The sequence below is a fragment of the Desulfogranum japonicum DSM 18378 genome (assembly GCF_000429945.1).
Taxonomy (GTDB): domain Bacteria; phylum Desulfobacterota; class Desulfobulbia; order Desulfobulbales; family Desulfobulbaceae; genus Desulfogranum; species Desulfogranum japonicum.
This window is the reverse complement of record NZ_AUCV01000001.1, coordinates 306,941-328,838: the sequence shown is the minus strand read 5'-3', so window position 1 is coordinate 328,838 and position 21,898 is coordinate 306,941. Positions and strand designations below refer to the sequence as shown.

The 21,898-nt window shown below is 45.1% G+C and carries 19 protein-coding genes and 1 other RNA gene; 10 read left to right on the top strand and 10 right to left on the bottom strand.

Going from position 1 to position 21,898, the window contains the following annotated elements:
• Positions 1-176: 176 nt before the first annotated feature.
• Entirely contained in the window at positions 177-707 is a 531-nt protein-coding gene (locus G493_RS0101435; protein WP_153306404.1) for an OmpH family outer membrane protein, read from the bottom strand.
• A gap of 162 nt (positions 708-869) precedes the next feature.
• Positions 870-1,382 carry an OmpA family protein gene (locus G493_RS0101430; RefSeq protein ID WP_153306403.1) on the bottom strand — a complete coding sequence of 171 codons (513 nt, stop codon included), beginning with the start codon at positions 1,380-1,382 and terminating at the stop codon, positions 870-872.
• A 227-nt stretch (positions 1,383-1,609) separates the two neighbouring features.
• Between G493_RS0101430 and glgP the strand changes: the two genes are divergently transcribed.
• The 3 genes from glgP (at position 1,610) to G493_RS0101415 (ending at position 6,088) form a co-directional block, all read left to right on the top strand.
• A complete protein-coding gene (gene glgP / locus G493_RS0101425) occupies positions 1,610-3,790 on the top strand; it encodes an alpha-glucan family phosphorylase (RefSeq protein ID WP_028578929.1) in 2,181 nt (726 codons plus the stop codon).
• 562 nt (positions 3,791-4,352) lie between these two features.
• Positions 4,353-4,772, top strand: a complete 420-nt coding sequence (locus tag G493_RS0101420) for a hypothetical protein (RefSeq protein WP_028578928.1) — start codon at positions 4,353-4,355, stop codon at positions 4,770-4,772.
• A gap of 20 nt (positions 4,773-4,792) precedes the next feature.
• Positions 4,793-6,088 carry a radical SAM protein gene (locus G493_RS0101415; protein ID WP_028578927.1) on the top strand — a complete coding sequence of 432 codons (1,296 nt, stop codon included), beginning with the start codon at positions 4,793-4,795 and terminating at the stop codon, positions 6,086-6,088.
• 64 nt (positions 6,089-6,152) lie between these two features.
• On the opposite strand, the gene G493_RS27305 is transcribed toward G493_RS0101415, so the two are convergent.
• Complete coding sequence (locus tag G493_RS27305; RefSeq protein WP_051308923.1) at positions 6,153-7,193, bottom strand: tRNA-dihydrouridine synthase family protein; 1,041 nt, start codon at positions 7,191-7,193, stop codon at positions 6,153-6,155.
• Positions 7,194-7,275: 82 nt separating this feature from the next.
• Here G493_RS27305 and G493_RS0101405 point away from each other — a divergent pair, with 82 nt between their 5' ends.
• Complete coding sequence (locus tag G493_RS0101405; RefSeq protein ID WP_035272910.1) at positions 7,276-7,695, top strand: Fur family transcriptional regulator; 420 nt, start codon at positions 7,276-7,278, stop codon at positions 7,693-7,695.
• Positions 7,696-8,058: 363 nt separating this feature from the next.
• Here G493_RS0101405 and rny read toward each other — a convergent pair whose 3' ends face one another.
• The 5 genes from rny to G493_RS0101380 form a co-directional block, all read right to left on the bottom strand.
• Entirely contained in the window at positions 8,059-9,624 is a 1,566-nt protein-coding gene (rny, locus tag G493_RS0101400; RefSeq protein WP_028578925.1) for a ribonuclease Y, read from the bottom strand.
• A 393-nt stretch (positions 9,625-10,017) separates the two neighbouring features.
• A non-coding RNA gene (ssrS, locus tag G493_RS32880) (6S RNA) lies at positions 10,018-10,190 on the bottom strand.
• 65 nt (positions 10,191-10,255) lie between these two features.
• Positions 10,256-10,543 (bottom strand): cell division protein ZapA, encoded by a 288-nt coding sequence (zapA, locus tag G493_RS27300; protein ID WP_051308922.1) that lies wholly within the window; start codon positions 10,541-10,543, stop codon positions 10,256-10,258.
• A gap of 14 nt (positions 10,544-10,557) precedes the next feature.
• Entirely contained in the window at positions 10,558-10,875 is a 318-nt protein-coding gene (locus tag G493_RS0101385; protein WP_028578923.1) for a cell division protein ZapB, read from the bottom strand.
• A gap of 662 nt (positions 10,876-11,537) precedes the next feature.
• Positions 11,538-12,035, bottom strand: a complete 498-nt coding sequence (locus tag G493_RS0101380) for an NUDIX hydrolase (RefSeq protein WP_028578922.1) — start codon at positions 12,033-12,035, stop codon at positions 11,538-11,540.
• 219 nt (positions 12,036-12,254) lie between these two features.
• Here G493_RS0101380 and G493_RS27295 point away from each other — a divergent pair, with 219 nt between their 5' ends.
• From G493_RS27295 to G493_RS0101350, 6 genes are all read left to right on the top strand, one after another.
• Positions 12,255-13,601, top strand: coding sequence for a lytic transglycosylase domain-containing protein (locus G493_RS27295; protein WP_161629775.1), 1,347 nt, complete (start codon positions 12,255-12,257; stop codon positions 13,599-13,601).
• 15 nt (positions 13,602-13,616) lie between these two features.
• Entirely contained in the window at positions 13,617-13,976 is a 360-nt protein-coding gene (locus G493_RS0101370) for a molybdenum cofactor biosynthesis protein MoaE (protein ID WP_028578921.1), read from the top strand.
• A gap of 153 nt (positions 13,977-14,129) precedes the next feature.
• Positions 14,130-14,972, top strand: a complete 843-nt coding sequence (locus G493_RS0101365) for an HDOD domain-containing protein (RefSeq protein WP_028578920.1) — start codon at positions 14,130-14,132, stop codon at positions 14,970-14,972.
• A gap of 11 nt (positions 14,973-14,983) precedes the next feature.
• A complete protein-coding gene (locus G493_RS27290; protein ID WP_028578919.1) occupies positions 14,984-17,143 on the top strand; it encodes a response regulator in 2,160 nt (719 codons plus the stop codon).
• Between the two features lie 9 nt (positions 17,144-17,152).
• Positions 17,153-18,535: a YihY/virulence factor BrkB family protein gene (locus G493_RS27285; RefSeq protein ID WP_051308920.1), complete on the top strand. Its 1,383-nt coding sequence runs from the start codon at positions 17,153-17,155 to the stop codon at positions 18,533-18,535.
• An 8-nt stretch (positions 18,536-18,543) separates the two neighbouring features.
• Positions 18,544-20,259, top strand: coding sequence for a ParB/RepB/Spo0J family partition protein (locus G493_RS0101350; protein WP_028578918.1), 1,716 nt, complete (start codon positions 18,544-18,546; stop codon positions 20,257-20,259).
• Between the two features lie 83 nt (positions 20,260-20,342).
• Here G493_RS0101350 and G493_RS0101345 read toward each other — a convergent pair whose 3' ends face one another.
• Positions 20,343-21,527, bottom strand: coding sequence for an aldo/keto reductase (locus tag G493_RS0101345; RefSeq protein WP_028578917.1), 1,185 nt, complete (start codon positions 21,525-21,527; stop codon positions 20,343-20,345).
• Between the two features lie 137 nt (positions 21,528-21,664).
• Positions 21,665-21,889: a FeoC-like transcriptional regulator gene (locus G493_RS0101340; RefSeq protein ID WP_028578916.1), complete on the bottom strand. Its 225-nt coding sequence runs from the start codon at positions 21,887-21,889 to the stop codon at positions 21,665-21,667.
• Positions 21,890-21,898: the final 9 nt, after the last annotated feature.

Below are 21,898 nucleotides of genomic sequence, written 5' to 3'. Positions count from 1 at the left end.
CACATACTCTGTAACTACCAAGAGATGCTCTAATCTGTGCAGGCGTGATCGCTCGTAAAAATGGCCGGATTGGCAAGACAACATCATATTAATACGGGCAATCGCGCCCATGCAAGGAAGGACGCGACCAACAGATTCCCCAGGAAGGGGGGAGAGGCCGATGATCGCTTATCAACTCATTTACTGGCTTCGTTCAATGCTTTGATGACTTTGTCAGTCAGATCAATTTCTTTATCTACGTGAATAGCCGCCTGGCGTGGCAAAATCAACGTATATCCCTCTTTCTCGCCCAGCTGGGATACGACCTTCTGCAGTTCCTGGAGAATTGGCCCTAAATTTTCTTCACGCAGCTGTTTGATTTCCACATTGGCATCTTCCTGCTTTGCCATGAGGTCTCTGCGCATTTTTCGAAATTCATTGGCCTTTTCCTGCTTCATTTCATCGCTCCAGGCAGAGCTCTTCTTTTCAATTTCTTTCTGAAGGCCCAGCAGAGCGTCTTCATCCTTTTTGAAGTCTCCCTGGAGTTCCTTCATTCTTTTATTTACAATTTCCTGAGCCTTCTTCCCGCCTGTTGAAGTAACAACCACGCGCTGCATGTCTATTATCCCGATTTTGAGATCTGCAGCCTGCGCCTGGGATAACGGAAATTGTACCCCCAATGCCAGAATAGTACACAGCAACGCACCAATCATTTTATTGTATATCACAGTATTCCCCTCATAAATGTTTATGAATCGAATTGTCAGCCTCTGGATACCTTCAGAAGCGGTCTGCTCCGAATAACGCGTATTCAGCTACAATTCAACCTAAAAAAGAAAACCGGGCATGGGACCCGTCCCAGCCCGGTTTCGCGAACATTTACTCTGTTCCTATTTTACAATAACAAAGTCTGCCCGACGATTTTGGGCCCAGGAAAGCTCATCATGTCCAAACAACAGCAACTTCTCTTCTCCCCAGCTTACCGTGCTGAGGCGTTCAGAGTCAATGCCCAGATTGATTAAATATGCTTTTGCGCTCTGTGCCCTTCTTTCACCAAGTGCCAGATTGTATTCTTTGGTCCCGCGAGGATCACAATTGCCCTCGATACGAATAGTAACATCTGCACTCTCGGACAAGAAGGCAGCATTCCCTTCTATCCGCTGTACCTGATCGCCAGTAATATTCGAATCATCAAAGGCAAAGTACACTGGCAGCATTGGCCCAGATGTGCGGCCTTCCATAATGCCCGTATCCTGGCTTTCCAAAGGCTCTTCCGGCCCTAACCCCTCTGCCGGTGGTTCCGGATTGGTCTCAGGTGCTTTTTTGCTGCAACCGGCGGTAAGACCCAAGGTGATAAACACCAACATGGCTATGACTAAATACAACGGTTTATTGATGCGCATCACATCCTCCCAAAAGTAATAATTATTTGACAACATGTATAAAATAAGCGTCGATTCTACCTAACCCACGAAGGAATACAACATTTTTTTCCATTCAAGAAATTTCCTTGCAAAACTATTAGTGTGAATCTACACTTTGCCTACTTGGCTTTTCGAGAAACATTCCTTATTATCTTTTGACTATTGAGACAATTACTTTTTAATTCAATCCATCGGATTTTTTTAACATGAAACCAGACTTAGCCTCAAAGCTCTTGTCCTGTAATGATTTTGGGACATACTTCGGTATTTCTCAGGCCACTTTTGATCGTGTCTGGAAACGTCTCTGCTCACCTACAGGTAACTCAGTTGTCTATATTTCCATGGAGATTGGTGCAGATCCCGATGTTTTTTCTCCTGTGAAAAATTATTTACAACAGGAAGGCATTCTGGAAAGTTCTCATCGTATTCTGAGTCATTTTCTCAAACAATACCTGGACGGCCCGCGTAAAATCCCAAATTATAGCGGTGGCCTTGGCGTCCTTGCCGGCGACACGCTGAAAAGCTTTGCTGACCTGCATATGCCGGTTCTTGCAGTCAGCCTTTTATACAGGGGTGGATATTTCTCTCAATTTGTTGATTCCAAAATCGGCCAAATTGATCAAGCCACCACCTGGACCCCGGAAACCACACCAACACTCTACCAGCTCAAAGACCCTGAAAAACCGGAACTGCCCCTGGAGATTGAAGTCCCGTTTTTCAGTGAACATGAAGATCCCGTTTACTGCACAGCTCAAGTCTGGATGAAACTGGAATGCTCCGACAATCTTGACTACTTTACCCCCGAATTCCTTCTGGATTACGACTTGCCAGGCGCACCCAAATGGTTGAGCGAAGCTTCACAGCAACTTTACAATGCCAAGTCCAATCTTGTAAAGGCCAATCAACGAAGAATGCTCGGAAGTGCAGTACTTCCTATAATGGAAGCATTCGGCTTTACGGCAAACACCATACATCTCAACGAACAACACGGTGTTACCGTCACTCTTCACCTCATTGTAAAAGAACTGGAGAAAGCACTTGGGCCTGATTACATACAGCGCATGTCAAAAGAAGACATTATACATGCAGCTGAAAAAGTTGGTCAACAGATTATATACACCATTCACACCCCCGTAAAGGCGGGACATGACCGTTTCAGCAGAGATCTCTATTCTTCCTTCAGTCATGGTACGGTTGAACGTATTCTTGATCTGGTGGCCCATGATGAGGACAATCAGCATGAATACAATTTCACAGCAATGGCCATGCGTATTAATCGAGGGATCAACAGTGTAAGCCGTCTGCATCGTGATGTCACGCGTAAACAATTTCCATCCTTTGCATCAAAAATTAAAGCAATAACCAACGGAGTGCACCATTTGACCTGGACCAGTAACAGTCGGGCAGCTCTCTTTGACAGTATTGCCTCCACACGTGACTGGCGTACAGCCCCAGGTTGTTTTTCCTCACTTTCCCGTTCTGACTATCCAGAGCTTGTATCAGGCCTCCGTAAGGCATGGCTGATTGATAACCAGCGCCTGATAGCCTACACCAACCACATGTTGGATAATCATCGTCGGCAGATGACAGAAACCTGGATAGATCCGCCAAATTATCTTTCCCATCTTTCGGTCCCGGACTGGCTGGAACCTAATGTGTTCACAGTGGGCTTTGCCCGCCGGTTTTCCACCTATAAACGAGCGGATCTCATTTTCGACGATATTTCAAGGCTGGCTGAAATTCTGGTAAAAAACAACTGGAAAATCAATTTTCTTTTTGCCGGAAAAGCCCACCCGGAAGACGAACCTGGAAAAATGGTTCTCAAACTCATCCTTGATAATCAGGAACGACTTTATAAACTCAGCAATGGTCTCGGTAAACTTGTATTTATTCCCGGCTATGACATGTGTATCGCCAAACTTCTCGTCTCAGGCGTTCACTCATGGCTGAATTGTCCCAAACGTCCACTTGAGGCCAGCGGAACAAGTGGAATGAAAGCCGCGATGAACGGTGTACCAAACATCAGTGTCATGGATGGATGGTGGGTGGAAGGGTATCATAACGGTGCTACAGGATGGAAATTTGGTTATGAAGGGCCGATTGAAGATTCGGACCTGAGTGAAGATCGGGAAAGCCTCCTGTACGCAGAAGATGCCGATTCATTTTACAATCTCCTGCCATCGGTGCTCGAAACATTTTACAGTAAACATGACGAATTTCTTGATATAGCTGTCAATAACCTGAAGCTGAATGTCCCAATATTCAATACACACAGAATGGCAGCTGAATACATTCAAACGTACAACTTACATTTGGAGCCTGATGCAGCTGCAAAAATTAACAGCTTCAAGGAACTGTATCAAAGCGATCTTCCCAGCGATTTTTGACGATATATGCATCTATTCAGCCCTTACATACATCCACGCATCCTTGATCGGCTGATACCATCATGGTATTAGCCTGTAGAGCGAAGTCATTGAGGGGAAATAACAACTTCATGCAAATAGAGGATGCAAAGAATGGCTTGTTTGCGTAATATGGCGAAGCTTGTGTTGTCTACGAGCCCTGTAAAACCTGACATACCAGTTATTTCAGGAGGATGAGGAAAACAGCAAAGGTTTTAAGATTCAACGATGATCGCATGAAGCTTGAATGCAAGCCAATTCTTCGTATGTATCACCACTGAACTACCGCAGCTGTTACCAGGTAACGGATCACAGGCACTCCATCTTTGATGGATCGCAATTTCACGCATAGCTAATCCTACGGAATCTATGCTTGCCTGCGTAAAATCGCACTAATCCAAAATGAAGCACTTGTGGCCCGTTTGCAGTTTAGAGGTTAGTGAAACCAAGAAGATACCCGTGACCAGTTACCTCACGTGGAATGCTTCCTGTTGAAATACGATACGGTTATTCGCGCCATTTATGCATATAAGGAGCAAAACCCATGGCCCGTCATATTAATCCCAGTAACTCGACCAACAAGACTATCGATGCCATCGATCGAAAACGCGAACGTGAACGAATGTTCATGTTGAAAAAAGCGCGAGATAATTCCAAGGATCTGGCTATTACGTTAGTACAAAGATTGCTCGACACCCATATTATCGAAACTGATTCTGTGGGTAAAATTCAAGAAGTAATCGAAAAGCAATTACGAACAATGATAGACCTGGAAGAGTTTGAAATGCGCTATAAAATAGCTCCCATTCGAAACTTAACCCAGGACCCTAACCTTATCAGCCTCTATCTCACCCAATACATTGTTGAGGACCTTATTGATCACTCCAATATACAGGATGTGTTTGGAGATGATCTTGACGTCTATCGAGCTGTCGACAGCGTGATGCGCGTATTGCGTCCCTGAAGCCAGGTACGCTCAACACTATGGATATGCTACACCCACGGACAACTCCCTTTTTGGTGTTTGCCAATGCGGAAGGAGAAATTCTGGAATATGACGGATTGAAAATGTCCGGAAGCAGTGCCGGCAACTTTTATGAACCTGAACTTGAGGATCTCATAGAACTGCCCGAAGGAAGTGAGCTTTTCATACTTCCAGGAAGACAACCGGTTGGTATAGAGCTTGATAGCAATGAAGCGGCACTGCTTGCAGAAAACCCTTATGAAGCAGGTGAGCAGGTTCAAGCTGTGGCAGCTTTCATGGCTCCAGCGCATACGGCCCTCTATACAGCAGGATATTTGACAACTGATTCACAGAGTCCAATGCTGCCGCTTTTTTCCTATGCTGCCGTGGGTTGGCTGGACGGTAAATTCTGGGTAACAGGATTTCGTTCCGATGCTGATGTTCGTCAGGATGTGGCCCATTTCAATCAGTCCCTTCTTGAGAAACAGACCAGGGCAAAATTACAGCGCCATCCTCACAACCGTCTTATTCAGCACCTGGGAAAATGCTGCCTGACATACTGTTGTCCTGCAGCAAAAAATTACTTTCTCAATCGATGGGAAGCGCCTCTTCCATGCTCTCCCCAATGCAATGCATCCTGCATCGGATGCATTTCCCTGCAACCTTCAGGATGCTGTGCATCTACACAAGACAGAATCACCTTTGTTCCTACACCGCTGGAAATTGCCGAAATAGCAGTTGAGCATCTGGAAACAGCAGAAAAGCCAATTGTGAGTTTCGGACAAGGGTGTGAAGGTGAGCCTCTTCTTCAGGCAGAGGTGATGGAGAAAGCCATACAGCGTATTCGCAAGGCAACCCATCAGGGAACAATCAATTTGAATACCAATGGCAGCCTGCCTCATGCGGTAAGACGGCTGGCGCAGGCAGGACTGGATTCGATACGAATATCGCTCAATAGTGCCAGGGAAAAGCAACATACTCTTTACTATCGTCCAAAAGGCTTTGCCTTTGCCGACGTCATGCAATCCATTGATGTCATGAAAGAGTATAACCGCCATGTCTCCCTCAATTACTTTATCCTTCCCGGTTTTACAGATCATCCCTCTGAATTTGAGGCTCTCTGTCAACTCATTACAGCCCACCGACCAGACTTTATCCAATTGCGAAACTTGAATATTGACCCTGAGGTATATCTCAAAGCCACCTTACACCAGGCTGATGCAGCAATGGGGATGCGGAAATGGTTCCAAGAACTTCGCAGTACCTTTCCAAACTTGCGTTACGGGTACTATAACCCCCCTGTTCACGTTGAATAAAAGTTTACATGGTTGTAATACATTGCCGGACATGCCCGCTACCTTCAATGAATGACCGGCTGCACTAATCAGCCGGCTGGCTCCACACCCGTGCAAAACCTTCCGGGTCATGCACGGAAAAAAAATGTTGGGCCCTTTCAACTGCCTGCTCCATAGTATTACTGGCCTGTACTTTGCTGGCAAGATGATGCCCATACGCATAATTCGTTGCAAAATAATGGGTGAATTCCTTGAGCCTGCCCAATCTTCTCTCAATTCGAAAACGTTCATTGAGAGCCTTGCAGAATTGGTTGTACAGTTCCACTTTGCTATAGTTTGTATCCAGGCCTTTTTCATTATAAAGATCTCTTGCGATCTCTGCAAAGAGCCAGGGCTTTGCTGCGGCTGCTCTTCCAATCATGAGACCGTCTGCCCCACTCTGGTCAAGACATGCCCTGGCGGTATTAACAGAATCAATGCCCCCGTTTGCAATAACTGGAACATTCACCCATTTCTTAATTTCAGCTATCATCGACCAATGCGGCTTCCTTGCAAAGGATTCGCCCTGCAACCGGGCATGAATACTCAACATATCAACGCCCTGATCCACCAACATCTGACAAAATGGCTTCAGGACTGCTTCGTTGCCATCGCCGAGTCGTATTTTTGCAGTCAATGGACCTTCGGTTATGTTTCGGGCACGGGAAAGTATATCTCTTAACAGCTGAGGTTTTTCAACTAGAGCACTCCCACCACCCGCCTTACGCACCCTGGGTGCAGGGCACCCTATATTGATATCAATGGCATCAGCTTGTAACCGATGCAAAGCCTGTACAGCTGGCTCCAATTGCGAAACATCATTGATAAGAATCTGATAGGAAAGAGGTTTTTCACTTTTTGTTCGAAATAGAAAAGGTGAAACAGTTGCATTTTCGTTAGGCAGACGCCATGCAGCAAGCATCTCGGTACTGAGCAAACCTATCCCGCCACAGGATTGAATTGTTGTTCGCAGAGCAGAGTGGGTAAGCCCTGCCATGGGTGCCAGGAGTAATGGAGGGCTGATCTCCAAGCCTCTCACTTGTATATTGGCTTTCTGTAGATTTTCTTTCTCTGAATAATGATTCATTTCATACTTGAAAATTTCATCATGGATCAGTATTATACTGATAATGATTCCTTATTAATAATTTGTAAATTGAGTTATACACATGAATGCTCCAGCACCCATGCTGCGGTTGACAACCCAGCGCCAAGTCATATTAGAAGAGCTCTCCAAAGTTAAAACCCATCCTACGGCAAGTGAAATCTACGATATGGTCCGAAAACGGCTTCCACGTATAGGATTGGGTACCGTATACCGAAACCTTGAGTTAATGGCAGAAAACGGCATGATACTCAAACTGGAAGTAGGGGGAACACAAAAAAGATTTGATGCAACAACAGACAACCACTATCATATTCGTTGCGCACGATGCGGCAAGGTTGATGATCTGGAAATCCCTGTTTTCAACACGCTGACCGAAGAAGCATCTACGGCAAGCTCCTATCAAATTCTTGGTCACCATATAGAATTTACGGGTATTTGTCCAGAATGCCAGAAAATTCAAGAAGATGAATACGAGGAATAACGACAGAAATTCTGCTCTTTCAGTTACTGTAGAAAGACACACCTTTATACTGTCCAAAGCTTGTTGTATCTCCAGATTACGGATTGCCTTGAGCCTGAGTTCAATTGCCCATGTGTTATGACGTTTTGTAGCAGGTGAACAAACCCAGGCTCTGCACAGTGACGTACGGAAGCAACCTAGCATACTTCCTCATCTTTTAACAGCGAAGATCCCAGGCCTCGCACTGCCCATGAACAAAAAAACGGCAGCACCAAACCAGTGGGGCTACCGTAAAGTATGGTGTCTGTCAATACGTGAGAATCTTCGTGCGAAAATAAGCATTTTTCCCCAATCAAGGCATTTTGCTTTGTCTCATCCTACCGCCTATTTTGCATATTCTACAGCTCGAGTTTCACGGATGACAGTCACCCGGATCTGACCAGGATATGTAAGTTGTTCTTCCACAGCCTTTGCAATATCTCTACTCATCAGAAATGCGGCTTCGTCAGCTATTTTATGGCTGTCAACTATGATTCGCAATTCTCTACCAGCCTGAATGGCGTACGATTTTTCAACACCTGTAAATGAATTGGCTATATTTTCGAGATCTTCCAGCCTTTTAACATAGCTCTGCAGCATTTCCTTTCTGGCACCAGGTCTGGCACCTGACAGGGCATCTGCAGATTGCACCAAAACATCAAGAACGCTTTTAGGAGGTTGATCTTCATGATGGGCCCCGATAGCGTAGACGATGTCCTCTGCCTCACCATATTTTCTTGCCAGATCCCGGCCAATGATCGCATGACTCCCTTCAACCTCATGATCAACAGCCTTGCCGATGTCGTGCAACAGACCAGCCCGCTTTGCTTTTTTCACATCCAAACCGAGTTCAGAGGCCATTATGCCACAGAGAAAGGCTACTTCCAGGGAGTGCTGCAGAATATTTTGTCCATAACTGGTACGATACTTAAGTCTGCCTATAAGATTAACAAGTTCGACGTGAATACCGTGGGCACCTACATCAAAGGTGGCCTGCTCGCCGGATTCGCGAATGCTTACTTCAAGCTCTTCTGTTACTTTCTGTACCACTTCCTCAATCCGAGCCGGATGAATCCTACCATCGGAGATAAGCTGTTCCAGGGCAAGGCGGGCAACTTCACGGCGAATGGGATTAAACCCAGAAAGAATTACGGCTTCAGGCGTATCATCTATAATTATGTCAATGCCGGTTGCAGCTTCAATGGCTCTGATATTTCGTCCTTCACGACCGATGATCCGCCCTTTCATCTCGTCATTTGGCAAAGGCACCATGGATACGGTTTTATCAGCAACATAATCGCCGGCATACCTTGCGATGGCCAGGGCCAGGATATTTTTCCCTTTCCTGTCTGCCTCTATTTTCATTTCATTTTCAATTCTGGAAAGCCGTTTTGCACACTCCATCCTGGCCTCGCTCTCAATGGACTGCATGAGTTGCACTTTGGCTTCTTCACGATCTATACCTGCGATCTGCTCCAATTTGTAACGCTGCTCATTAACGAGCGTCTCGAGTTTATCTTTCTGTTCTTCGGCCACCTTTTCAGCTGCGGTGACTATCTCTTCGCGTTCACGGAGAATAGACTGGCGTTCTTCAAGGAGTTGAAAATCTTTCTGTACTTCGTCAAATTTGCGATTCAGCCGACGTTGATCGTCTTTGAGTTCCTGCCTGCTTACCTTTATTTCCCTGTCGGCTTCCTGTTTTATATGGTAGGCATCCTCTTTAGCCTGGATGATTGCTTCTTTCTTGATCTGTTCAGCTTCACTGATGGCATTTTCAATTATCTGGCGTCCCTGAGACTCCAGGTTACGCTGATTTCCTTCAATAAGTCTTTTCCTGAAATACACCCCCAGTACGACACCAATGACAAAATTGACCACTGCCAGAACCATGGTCATAACATTGAGTTCCATGTATATTTCCTAAATGTGTAGTGCAGTAAAGTTTGAAATCACTGCGAAAATACTACAGGCGGGAGACAAAGAAGTCTTTTCAGCATACATTTCAGCATGCAGGAAAGCTGCTACAGGAGGGGGGAGACGGCCTGCGGTGGAAACTCAGTGTATACGCGTTTTCATCATGTATGAAGACCCTCAAGAGAAAATCCACCTTGACATAGCAATAATTTTCTCTGAAAAACAGCCCAGTTGAAGGGGGTTCTATATAAACCTGATCTCATCAGAGTTGTCTTTTTTTACTGGACCTACCGGTGCCCATTATGCTTCCTGTAACCATCCCGACCTCACCACCCAAGACGGTTTTGTATATATATACAGTAAGTCTACGTGCTCACTGATTCATCAAAAAGAACCCCCGCGCTGCCGTGTTAACGAAATGATTAAACCTAATAAAATTAGGTGGGCAATGCATCTTACACAAATCAGGTAATCAATAAAGATTTCCATCCTTATGCAATGAAGCTACCCTTGTCATGAGAGTTGGCTCAATACTCCGATAATCACCAACAGAGCAGGGGTGTTCCTTATTATCAATATAGCAGAATACGGACTGAAACTAAACGATAATATTTCTTACTGAATCAAATTACTCAATGCTCACAGTCATTTTACGAATCAAATTGGCAATAGAGCGAGATTGTTCCTGATATAACACAGCGTGTTCCCGCTCCATCTGCACATATTTTGCAGCAAGCCGAAGACAACCCAATACTAACATTTTGCTGGAAGGTAGATGACTTCTACCATAATGTTCGTCTCCTTCCAGCTCATCACGGAGCAACTTGATCGCCTTCTCCACCTCGTCATCGGGAGCATCACTGTAAAAGGCGAATTCCTGCCCGAAAAGTTCAAATTGAACAAGGCGATCTTTCATAACCGCTCAACAACTTAACCGAAGTTTCCTTCAGATTCTCCCTGAACAGCAAACCCCTGGGGGTTTTCTTCCTCTTGCCCGGCAGATACAGTCTCACCATTCTGTTCAGATTCCCACTGGGTAATTCTGTCGAGCAGGCTCGCCACCCTGTTGCTGACAGTTGCCTGTTCATCACTGAGGTTTTCGATATTACGCTTCAGCTCAGCACACTCCATATCCCTTTCCTGAAGCATCTCCTCTATAGCCTGATAATCGGCCTGAAGTTGAGTATACTTTGAAAGCAGTTTGTCAACAAGTTCTTCCAGCCGAACCATTTCAGCGTTTTGATCCATATCATCCCCTTGTACAAATTTATCCGGCAATGCCGAAGGTATTTTAAACTGGTGCTACGTACTCTCTAAACAAATGTCCCGTTACAGGACGTTTCTCCTATATGTAAGAAAAAAACTCTCTCTGCAAAGCCTTCTCCGGAAATAGTATTTTAGCCTCAGGCTAAAGCACGCGATGCATTTTACCGCAGTATACACAAAGCTGCATTCTGTGTATAAGATATAAAGTCTGGTTCAGCTATCGGAGTAAAAATCTCTTTCCTGACGGGCTATAGGCCTTTTTGTACAGGCTCCGGCAAGAGACTTTCACTATACCGACCGTACAATGCTTACGCAAGATTTTTAGGGCAGGTTAGTGACTCTCGTTCAGAGAGTTTATTTACATTCCTGCTTGCGTGTTCCTATTTTTCACCTGTCCATTAACACGCGTTTCAAGCAACCATTGTTTTTCACGCAAATCCTCATCCTCAAAGATTCGCGGAGGGTCCTATATTCACGATATTACTTGGCACCTGCCCATCAATACGGATGTTTACTCACGTTGAGCAAAAAGATACCCACCTGGGGGCGGGATTAGGCCATTCTGTTTTTCAGTCTTCATATAAATCACGCTGCAGGCTTATAACGAAGTCGCCTTTCCACAGAGTAACATTCAAACACGAAGCTCAGCATCTTCTATATTGCCATGAAACAGGTCGTCCCTGAGAATAGGGCATATGACCATGAAAAACCCTTGGGTCTTTATCAAAAACAAGGGGAAGAAAATACCTGTCCCCCTCCCACATGGGGAGTTTGTGCAGCATTTCGATTTTATGCCAGGCCAATTCACCTTCTTCATTATGTGTTCGTGGTGTACCTCTGAAGGAATGGATGAGAAAAATAAACCCCAGCCAATTTTCTCCATTGGGGCCAAAGCCAGGCCAATGAACCGTTCCCCGTAACTCCATACGCTCACAATAGATCCCGGCTTCTTCCATAATCTCCCTGCGCATACAGGTTACCACGTCCTCTCCTTCTTCCAATTTCCCGCCAAGTCCATTATATTTACCCAAATGCTGGTCATCTTTCCTGGCATTTCTGTACACAAGAAGTGTTTCCTGCCCATCGGCAGATAAAATAAATCCCAGTGTGCCTATAATACTTTGATAGGTCTGTTTTTCCATGTGCTACTCTATGTAATATATATTATCATTTTCAAAAGAAAAAATTTCCATCTGGTATTTCTATTCTGTGATAAACTATCAACAAGTTCTCAGCCAGACAATCAGTACTATTCGTTCTTTACAAACAGTAGCTAAAGCCTCACCTAACCAACTGGGCCTGACTGCAGACATATAACCATGTTTTCAACATCTTATACACGCATAATAAAGATTGGGCCGATGCAATTCGCACTTCCCGTTATTCTTTTATTCTTTCTGGCCGGTGCTCTGTCTCCCAGAAGTTGTCTTTGCGCAACCTTTCCCGAGTACCAAATCATACGGCCCAATGTATCCTTCTGGGAAGATATATACGGAAAATATTCCACCAGGGAAGCGGTATTACACGACCGGGAAGAAATCAACAGAATCTATGCTGTTGTCCAACTCGTCCCATGGGGAACACCCGGCTCATCAAAGATTAACAGCAACCTGATCAAGCTTGCAAAAATTCAGCTCAAGGATACCCTGGATAAGCTTGGTCACGGCCGATCCCCATCTACTGAAGAGGAAAAACGTATTGCCGCGCTCTTTCCAAAAGCCAGGCGGACATCGTATCTCAAGGCAAAGGATAACATCAGGCTCCAACTCGGGCAAAAAAACCGTTTTATAGAGGGAGTCATACGTTCAGGTAAGTATATGCCTGCTATAAAGAAGATTTTCAAAGAGCATGGTCTTCCAGAAGCTCTGGCCTATCTTCCCCACGTTGAGTCATCTTTTAATCCCACGGCAAGCAGCAAAGCAGGTGCGGTTGGCTTATGGCAATTTACAAAAAGTACAGGCCTCATGTATACGACCATAAACGAACATGTTGATGAGCGTTACGACCCATGGCTATCAACTCATGCTGCCGCAGAACTCCTCAAGGAAAATTACAAACACCTGCAAAGCTGGCCCCTAGCCTTGACGGCATACAATTACGGACGGCCCGGTATGGTCCGTGCTGTGGCAAGTCACAAAGATTACGAAACCATTTTCAGCAAACATGAAACAGGGCTCTTTAAATTTGCCTCCCGAAACTTCTATTCGGAATTCCTTGCCGCCGTAAAGGTTGCCAAGCGCATTGAGGCAGATAGTACTATTATTCTGGAGAGACCGGAAGCCACCCTTCTGGTACCGATGACAGGCTTCGCTTCAGTATCTGATATATGTACGTTCTTTCGAATCTCTCAAGAAGATATAACGCGACTTAACCCGGCACTCCTTTCACCGGTTGTCAAAGGTATATCGTATATACCTAAGGGATACGAAGTCAGACTTCCCAAAAATAAACGGATACGACTGCGTTGCATGCAAATGCGTCAATTTCCCTATCATAAGCGTCAACATAACCACACTATTTATATTGTAAAAAAGGGAGACACACTCAGTCAGATCGCAAAACGAAATAAAATTTCCATAAATGTGCTTAAAAAACTGAACAAATTAGACAAAACCGCTACAATCATAGCAGGACAGCAATTATTCCTTCCCCTCCAGTCAACGAGGCCCACCCTTGTTATTGGGAAAGGAAAAACAAAACCCAATTAATCGAGTTAGTTAGTTATGGATATATCTAAAACCATCGCAGAACTTAAACAACGCCCCGACTTTACCGATAATGTTGGAATGATCCTCGTTCATAACGGCACGGTTCGCAACTGGTCGAGAAAAGATAAACAGCAGGTAAGCGAGTTACAGACAACGGTTGACTTTGATAAAATCGAACAACTTCGTCAGGAATATCTGAAATCCGAAGGGATCTACGAAATACTTGTTGAAGCCCATTCAGGGACATTCAAGCCAGGAGATGACCTACTCTTTATTCTTGTCGCCGGAGACATCAGGGAAAACATCAAACCAGTCCTTTCTGACCTGCTTGACAGAATCAAAGCTGAAGCTGTTTCCAAAACAGAAATAGAATAAATATACGTTATCAGTTACGGATACACTGTTTCCTTACGCAACCGAGCTACAGGATGCGATGCCAATCAGCCCCCGGCCTGTTCATATATGTAGTTCGGTTGGACAGGCAACGCATCCTGAGACCTTGAACCTCAAACCTTCAGGGAAATTGTCATGACCTCGGCCAAATCTCTTATCAAAAAATTCAAAAAAACAAAAACTCTGCCACACATTGTGACCAGATTGGCTGAGCTTATCAATGATGAGGATTCCACACTGCAAGATTTTGAGGAAGTTATCAAACTTGATCCTACCCTTGTGGCACGCCTCCTCACCCTGGTCAACAGTTCCTATTTCGGCATGGCAAGAAAGGTGGACTCCATATCCAGAGCTGTCGCCTTGCTTGGTATGAAAAATTTGCACAACATAGCCATCACAGATGCTATCAAAGGCATGATCGACACGAACATCAAGCCTGCAGGTTTTTCTCCTGATAGACTATGGTCCCACAGTGCGGCTGTCGGTATCTGCTGCAAGATGATTGCTGAACGTATTTTCAGTATCAATGGAGATGATGCGTATCTCTGCGGAATTCTTCATGACATCGGCCTTATTGTTGAATATGAAGCTGCATCTGAAGGCTTTTTGGAAATTATTCAGCGCCTGGAACCCGGTGGCCCTGATATTATGGTTATAGAACGAGAAATTCTCGGTACCGATCACTGTGAGATCGGCTATATCCTAGCGCAGGAATGGCAGGTTGCCGATCAGCTGTCCGAGGCTATCAGAGACCATCACGGCGTCAATGTTGACCAGCAGGCTCAATCCGCAACAGGAATACTGCAAATGGCTGAATATATTGTCAATCAGCTTGGCATTGCTGTCAAGGAAGGCGTACCAGGAAGCCTTGCACCGGAATTAACCATGCACATTCAGAGCAATATGGAAGAATATAAAGTGCTGGCTGAAGATCTGCCGGAAGAGTTGGAAAATACAAAAGCAATGTACGGTCAATAGAGGGTATCTACATGGTTCTGAATCAACTTTTTCCAGACCTGGTTGATCCGGTTCAAGAATTAACAACTCTGTGTGATCGCCTTGAGCAGGAAACCGATGCACTGCTCTTTTTTTGTGCCGACACCAACGGAAATTTTTCTGCAACAAAATCTTTTCCCCTGTCTTCTGAAGAAGCCCTGGATATTATAAACAAATCCATGGACCAGTCTTCTGAAATACTCCTTGAACACGGCGGCAGACATTACGCACTCCAGGCAGTGCCGGACCTGATGAGTTTTGTACTGGCAACGCCTTCGTCGTCGGTGCCAGAACTCCCGCAATCAGATTTGCTAACCACCTCGCTACGTTCCGTAGTTCGCCTCTTCCTTGCACACAGAGAAACAGAGGAAACCATAAACCGTCTCCGTATACAGAAAAAACAGTACGACCGGAAGACAGCGGTTCTGGAAAAAAAATTCCAGGACATCATGGCTGAAAACGAACAGAACTACAGAAAAATACAAGAACAACAGCTCAGTTATTCCAAACGATTGCAAGAGGAGATAAAACAACAGACAGCCGAACTCCGGAAAGCAAAAAAAGCAGCCGAATCAGCCAATGTGGCCAAAAGCGAATTCCTTGCCGCGATGAGTCACGAGATTCGTACACCTATGAACGGAGTTATCGGCTTCACAGATATGCTGCTGGACACTGATCTTGATGAAGCACAGGATGAATTTGCCCAAACCATAAAACGAAGCGCAGAAGCACTGCTGTCACTCATCAACGACATCCTGGACTTTTCCAAAGTCGAAGCTGGCAAACTGGACTTGGAAGTCATTGACTTTGATCCGGAAATCACGGCCCAGGATGTTTGCGACCTTATCCGGCCAAAGGTGAGTTTTCGTCCGATAGAAGTACTCTGCCGTATTGACGATAACCTTCCGGCCAATGTTATGGGAGATCCCGGACGTTTTCGCCAGGTTCTTGTCAATCTTATGGGAAATTCGGCTAAATTCACCAAAAAGGGAGAGGTTGAGTTGGCCATTATGGTTGACGATGAAACAGAGGATACCATCACACTGCACTCTTATATTCGCGATACCGGTATTGGTATCCCCGAAGATAAGCTTGATTCCATTTTCGAGGCATTCCAACAGGCTGATGGTTCAACCACCAGAGAATACGGTGGTACAGGTTTGGGGTTATCCATCTGTCGAAAAATTGCAGGACTGATGCATGGCTCGGTTTGGGCAGAATCCGGTGGAGAAAAAGGGGGAAGTGTATTTCATTTTACGGCAACCCTGAAGAAATCCAAACAACAGCACATTAAAAAATTTCGTAAAATTTCACTGATAGGTAAACGTGTACTCATTGTTGATGATAACAAAAGCAATTTAAGTATTCTTAATCACATCCTTTCTTCCGCCGGCCTTGTGGTGACAGCTGAATGTGACAGTGAAAAGGTGGAGCAGATTATTGAAAAGGCAAAAATCGAAAATCAACTTTTCGACCTCATTATCCTTGATATTCAAATGCCACAGCCTGACGGATACGCCCTGGCAAACCTTTTACGACATGAATTAGCCGAAACTCGCAATATCCCTCTGCTTGCTTACACCTCTACCACCGAAAGAAATGCCCAACGCTGCAACGAAGCGGGGTTTGACGCATTTTTAACCAAACCTACCCGTCGAGAAATACTTTTTAAGACCATAGAAAAACTTCTCGGTGAGGAGGAGCAGATGTCAGATAAAATCTCAAAGGAGAAACTCATCACCCAGTACAGCGTTCGTGAAGAGATTAAGCAATCCATTCGTATACTCCTGGCAGAAGACAATCTGGTAAATCAGAAATTAGCCACCCTGATTCTAAGCAAAGCTGGCTACAATGTACAGGTTGCAGACAATGGGAAAATAGCTGTAGATCTGTATATGGAAGATTCTGAAAATATTGATCTCATTCTCATGGATATTCAAATGCCAGAGATGGATGGCCTTGAGGCGACCAGAACATTGAGGGAAAAAGGTTATACCGGTGTTCCAATTATCGCCATGACGGCAAATGCCATGAAAGGGGACAGAGAAATCTGCCTGGAAGCAGGCATGAATGATTACATCAGCAAACCGATAAAAAGAGAAATTGTCTTTGAAATAATTGAAAAATGGTTATTCCGAGAGCTCGGGAGATAAGGCTTGCTCATGTCTTCTGAAGCTGGTGAAACAACCAACCACAATGATATCAACGGCCAAAACCGACTGAATCGGATTCACAACTGGGCATTTCGTTCAACATTACACGACAATGCCTACATCCGCCTTTGCCGCATAGTTGTCAGAGTACTCACCATTATGACACTTGAAGCCATGCGTGCAAAGGTTACCATCCGCGCTTCTGCGCTGACCTACTCAATTATTCTGGCCATGGTCCCCATGCTCGCACTATCCACTGCGATTTTGAAAGGCATTGGCAGCGGAGGCCAGCTCAGGCTGGCTGCAGAACGAGTGATTGACCAGGTAGTACCTGCCAACACATATACTTCCCCTACCGATGAAAATGATAGTATCGAAGGAAAAACCCTGTCAGATCATCTACATGAGGCAGTGGACACCATCTTCAATTATGTGGACAACACGAATTTTGCAGCATTGGGAGTTTTCGGGGTCATCGGCTTTCTTGTGGTAGCCATTGGCGTATTCAGTGCTGTGGAAGATGCCATGAATTCTATATGGAGAGCACATCGAGGCCGCTCACTTTTTCGCAAGATAATGGATTATGTTGCCCTGCTTATTCTTTTGCCATTATCTATAAATACAGCTTTTGCAGGGGAAGCGATTTTGGCCAGCGACAAAATTTTAAAGCACCTGCACACTGTAATCCCCATTCCCTGGCTGTTAAAAATGCTCTTAAGCCTCCTTCCTTTCCTGTTTATTGTCCTCAGCTTAATGGCAATGTACCTCTTTTTTTCCAGAGCCAGGGTGACCACAGCCGCAGCATTGTCAGGTGCTCTTTTTGCAGCTATTTTCTGGTTTATAGTACAAAAAATATACATTTTCCTGCAAGTCGGGGTTGCCAACTACAACGCCATATATGGTTCATTTGCCACGGTTCCCCTGTTTTTAATCTGGATGCATCTAGGATGGATCATTATTTTACTTGGTGCGACCTTAGCCTATGCCGTACAGAATCAGAAGCACTATATGACACATGAAGAGAAACTGTCCCCACAGCGTCAGCTTCAACTGGCTTATGATGTACTGAACGCAACCTTCCACAGGCATGTTAAACGTCTTCCTGCAACAGCAGAGCATCTTGCCTCGGATATCCCATGGGCTTTCTTAACAGAAGTTGAGTGGATTGCCCAACACCTGGTTGAAGGAAACCTGCTTCGGGTTGCCTCTGTCAACGACGAAGACAACTTCCTCCCGGTTACAGTGGCAAAGCAACTGAATCCAGGCGAAGTCATAGACATTGTTCTTGGGGCAGAACAAAACACATCTCCAGGTGCACACCTCAGCGAACTCGCTCTCCAAGGTGCCAAGAAAGCAGTTAATCAACATTCATTTCCGCTAACCAGTTTATAGAGATCAACATGGACAGATCTGCCGTTCCGACTATCCACACCACTCTGGGAAATAACAATATTCTCATTCTTCTTCCCCATGGACATGTCGACCGACAAGGCGCTCCAAATCATCTCATAGACCTGGGAACGGAACTTACCAGGCACCTTCGCTGTTATGCAGTTCTTAATGCAAAATATAAGAAAGCCATCGCAGACCTGAACAACCTGGACTCAGTCAAGTCACGAAGGAAGCTAACAGAGTCGTTTTTGTTGCAGATACGTAGATTTAAAGATGAGATTTCTGGCAATGGCCTCCTGCCTTTGGTTTTGATCCTGCAACAAGGGCATGCAACCCAAGATGCACAGATACTTTTTGGCTATGGCCAGGGAGAAAGGGGTAACACACAGCGGCGACACAGTCCGACTCTCCCGCCATCCCTGCTTACCAAAATCCGTTTAGCTGTGGAGGACCAGAATATACGCACTGATACAGCACCGCTGGAGTCAGAATTCTGCGGCAGGGAAGCATCCAGTCTTAATCAACTCTTCAAACAGAAAAACTATCTGGAAGGATTTTACGATCCCGAAGTGCACTCCCTCCTCGTTACACTGTCACCTGAACTTACAAAAGATCAGCAAACCGCCAAATCAACAGCATTAAGACTTTCCAGAGCGTTTAAACCGTTTGCTCAAAAGATGTCACTGGTTCGTCAGATTAAAATCAGTGACATAGATACGCTCAGTGACTCTGACCTGCAATATATTTTCCGTATTCACAACGATAATCGTTATACCGAACTGGCCAGGGAATCATATATTGATGAACTGGCGCTGTCCATTAAACGTAACGGTCTGTTACACCCTCTGGTTCTTCTGCAGAAGGAGGATGGTCGTTACAAAATACTCTGTGGATTTCGGAGATTTCAGGCAATTTCCAGGTTACACCAGGAGTGGGTTGAAGCAAAAATATATCAGGAATCAGATTTCAACACAGAGGATTTTTTTAACATTTCACTAGCTGAGAATACCAGACGTCGCAACCTGAACCCCGTTGAAATAGGTAATTTCCTGGATGCAGCCAGCCGAACGATGGGTCTCAATAACACTTTACTTGCCGAACAATTCGGGCAGACTCTGGGGATAGGTACACCTGGCCAAAAGGTCTCTCATTCGACCATTCACAAGTATAGAAAAATAAATCAGATACGTGAGAGAGGCGAATCTTCGGAGATGATAAATGATATCATCAACGAAAAACTGCAGTTTTCCGTAGCAGCAGAAATTCTGGCTCCTATTAAAAATACAGAGGACAGAGATTTACTTTACACTGAAATCATTAAACCCCTAACACCAACACGCCCCCAGATTAAAAAAATTATCAGCTTGCTGGAGCACAGTGGGCCATCTCTCAGCCAGGTTATCAAAAACGCAAAAACCCAGGAGAGTCTTCAGAAAGCCCTTGAATCCCCTCAACCCGTTCAAACATTCATGCGCCTCTTCAGGCATGGCACCTCTCCAGCGAAGGAGAAAATGGTCTCATTGCCGACAAAGGTAGAACATCTCCGCAAGGAATATTTTGGCGACAAAGCCAAAAAGACAGACTTCAACCTGACCAGAGACAAGCGGGCAAAACACCCCTGCTATTCTCTGAAACTCCGTATCACAGCAGAAAACTACAAAGACGTTCTTCAAAAAGTAAATGAATTGTTAACCCAGGAAAACCTTCTTGAAGAGGACACCTGAAGTTCCACCACCGATAAACGTGGGGAGAGAATTCCAGTAAATGGTTTTTCGCACGCGAAAACCTGCGGCGCGTCCGTCCGAGCTCAAGAACCTGGGCACCCTTTCCCCTGACCTAAAAGACCGTGAGCGAGAAATAGTTTCTCCATCAGATCACCTTCTTCCATCCCAGACCGTTGAGCTACTTTTTTCAGCGAATGTTGGGAGACGTTGGCAGCGTTATTGCCCTGCACCCATTCCATTCCATTGCCTAGCATGGCATACCTTGCCCGGGCATACTCCATAAGATCCCATCCAATAGCCAGATTATACAGCCAAAGAATAAAGGAAATATTCATGAACCCAGGAATTTCTTCAAATGGAGGGAATCTGTCCCAATGGCTATCGGGCCTTGGGACTCCGCATTTATTTTCCATGCGTTCGCTCCATTTGGAATAGATGGAGCGTATACGTTCATAATCATGAATATATTCTAGAGCGTCCAGATGAGCATCATAATCTGTTGCAGCAGCTGCCCCTACGCTGATGGTGTGTACTCCCTCACGCTGGAGACAATACATGTCATTGAACTGCATCGGACTGAGAGGATAACAAAATTGTTCAATGATAGGGGGAGGCGAATACAAACGCCCCCCTTTATCCGAAGGACTGATGATAAATATCCCAAGATCCCTTTCCGTTGCCGCAGCTAACACGGGATTATTATGCTGAAAAATAGTATACCAGTGAAGATTGATATAATCAAAACCACCATCCTCTGCATGGGATACAGCCTGTAGCAAAACGTCAACAGGCCCATGACCTGAAAAGCCGACATACCCGACCTTACCTTCCAGCTGCAGCTTTCTCGCCTGAAAAAGACATCCTCCAGGCCTACAGGAATACCATAATTTCCGATAATTATTTACGCCATGCAGGGCTAAAAGGTCAACCCGTTCTACGCCTAATCGCAACAGAGAATCCAACACATTTTCTCTGAATCTTTCAGGATCAGCTTCCGGGGCGACTTTGGTTTGCAGAATATACTGCCCCCTGGAAAAACACGGGAGCACCTGCCCCAGTTGTCGTTCAGAACTACCATACGCTCTGGCAGTTTCGATATGGTTAATACCTTTGTCCAGAGCGGTTCCAATGATGTCCTTGAGCCGTCTCTGCTCGCCTTTCTCTACTTTTCCTAATTCCAGATCACTCCAGGACTGCATGGAACGCATGGCCCCGGCGGAAAGAACCGGCATGGGGAGATCGGTTTTGCCAAATCTTCTATAAATCATAGCACCAACACGTTTTGTTTATCTCTGCTCACCCTGAATCATACTCTAAAGCAATAAACACTATGTCTTCCGAGGCATTAAAGCAACAGGATAGATGAAGGCGCTACGTTATCACAATGATTATCCCAAGGTATTTATCAACCTCCTACCCACTCATACGTCTCCACAGTTGCAGGATCACAAGCACAACACCCCTTGGCACAACCAATGTTCCCCTTGTGTTTAACTATTTTTTTCTTCTCCACCCAAACTCCCAGCAAGGGTCGGACAGCCTCGACATTAACTCTAAAATGGCAAGCTATATCATACAAAGGGACCAATTTTCGCCCTTGAACATAATCACGTACCTCTATGAGATTCATAAGTCCTCC

Coding starts and splice junctions, on each gene's coding strand:
- G493_RS0101430 (WP_153306403.1), bottom strand. CDS start 1,382: ATGCGCATCAATAAACCGTTGTATTTAGTCATAGCCATGTTGGTGTTT.
- glgP (WP_028578929.1), top strand. CDS start 1,610: ATGAAACCAGACTTAGCCTCAAAGCTCTTGTCCTGTAATGATTTTGGG.
- G493_RS0101420 (WP_028578928.1), top strand. CDS start 4,353: ATGGCCCGTCATATTAATCCCAGTAACTCGACCAACAAGACTATCGAT.
- G493_RS0101415 (WP_028578927.1), top strand. CDS start 4,793: ATGGATATGCTACACCCACGGACAACTCCCTTTTTGGTGTTTGCCAAT.
- G493_RS27305 (WP_051308923.1), bottom strand. CDS start 7,193: ATGAATCATTATTCAGAGAAAGAAAATCTACAGAAAGCCAATATACAA.
- G493_RS0101405 (WP_035272910.1), top strand. CDS start 7,276: ATGAATGCTCCAGCACCCATGCTGCGGTTGACAACCCAGCGCCAAGTC.
- rny (WP_028578925.1), bottom strand. CDS start 9,624: ATGGAACTCAATGTTATGACCATGGTTCTGGCAGTGGTCAATTTTGTC.
- zapA (WP_051308922.1), bottom strand. CDS start 10,543: ATGAAAGATCGCCTTGTTCAATTTGAACTTTTCGGGCAGGAATTCGCC.
- G493_RS0101385 (WP_028578923.1), bottom strand. CDS start 10,875: ATGGATCAAAACGCTGAAATGGTTCGGCTGGAAGAACTTGTTGACAAA.
- G493_RS0101380 (WP_028578922.1), bottom strand. CDS start 12,035: ATGGAAAAACAGACCTATCAAAGTATTATAGGCACACTGGGATTTATT.
- G493_RS27295 (WP_161629775.1), top strand. CDS start 12,255: ATGCAATTCGCACTTCCCGTTATTCTTTTATTCTTTCTGGCCGGTGCT.
- G493_RS0101370 (WP_028578921.1), top strand. CDS start 13,617: ATGGATATATCTAAAACCATCGCAGAACTTAAACAACGCCCCGACTTT.
- G493_RS0101365 (WP_028578920.1), top strand. CDS start 14,130: ATGACCTCGGCCAAATCTCTTATCAAAAAATTCAAAAAAACAAAAACT.
- G493_RS27290 (WP_028578919.1), top strand. CDS start 14,984: ATGGTTCTGAATCAACTTTTTCCAGACCTGGTTGATCCGGTTCAAGAA.
- G493_RS27285 (WP_051308920.1), top strand. CDS start 17,153: ATGTCTTCTGAAGCTGGTGAAACAACCAACCACAATGATATCAACGGC.
- G493_RS0101350 (WP_028578918.1), top strand. CDS start 18,544: ATGGACAGATCTGCCGTTCCGACTATCCACACCACTCTGGGAAATAAC.
- G493_RS0101345 (WP_028578917.1), bottom strand. CDS start 21,527: ATGATTTATAGAAGATTTGGCAAAACCGATCTCCCCATGCCGGTTCTT.
- G493_RS0101340 (WP_028578916.1), bottom strand. CDS start 21,889: ATGAATCTCATAGAGGTACGTGATTATGTTCAAGGGCGAAAATTGGTC.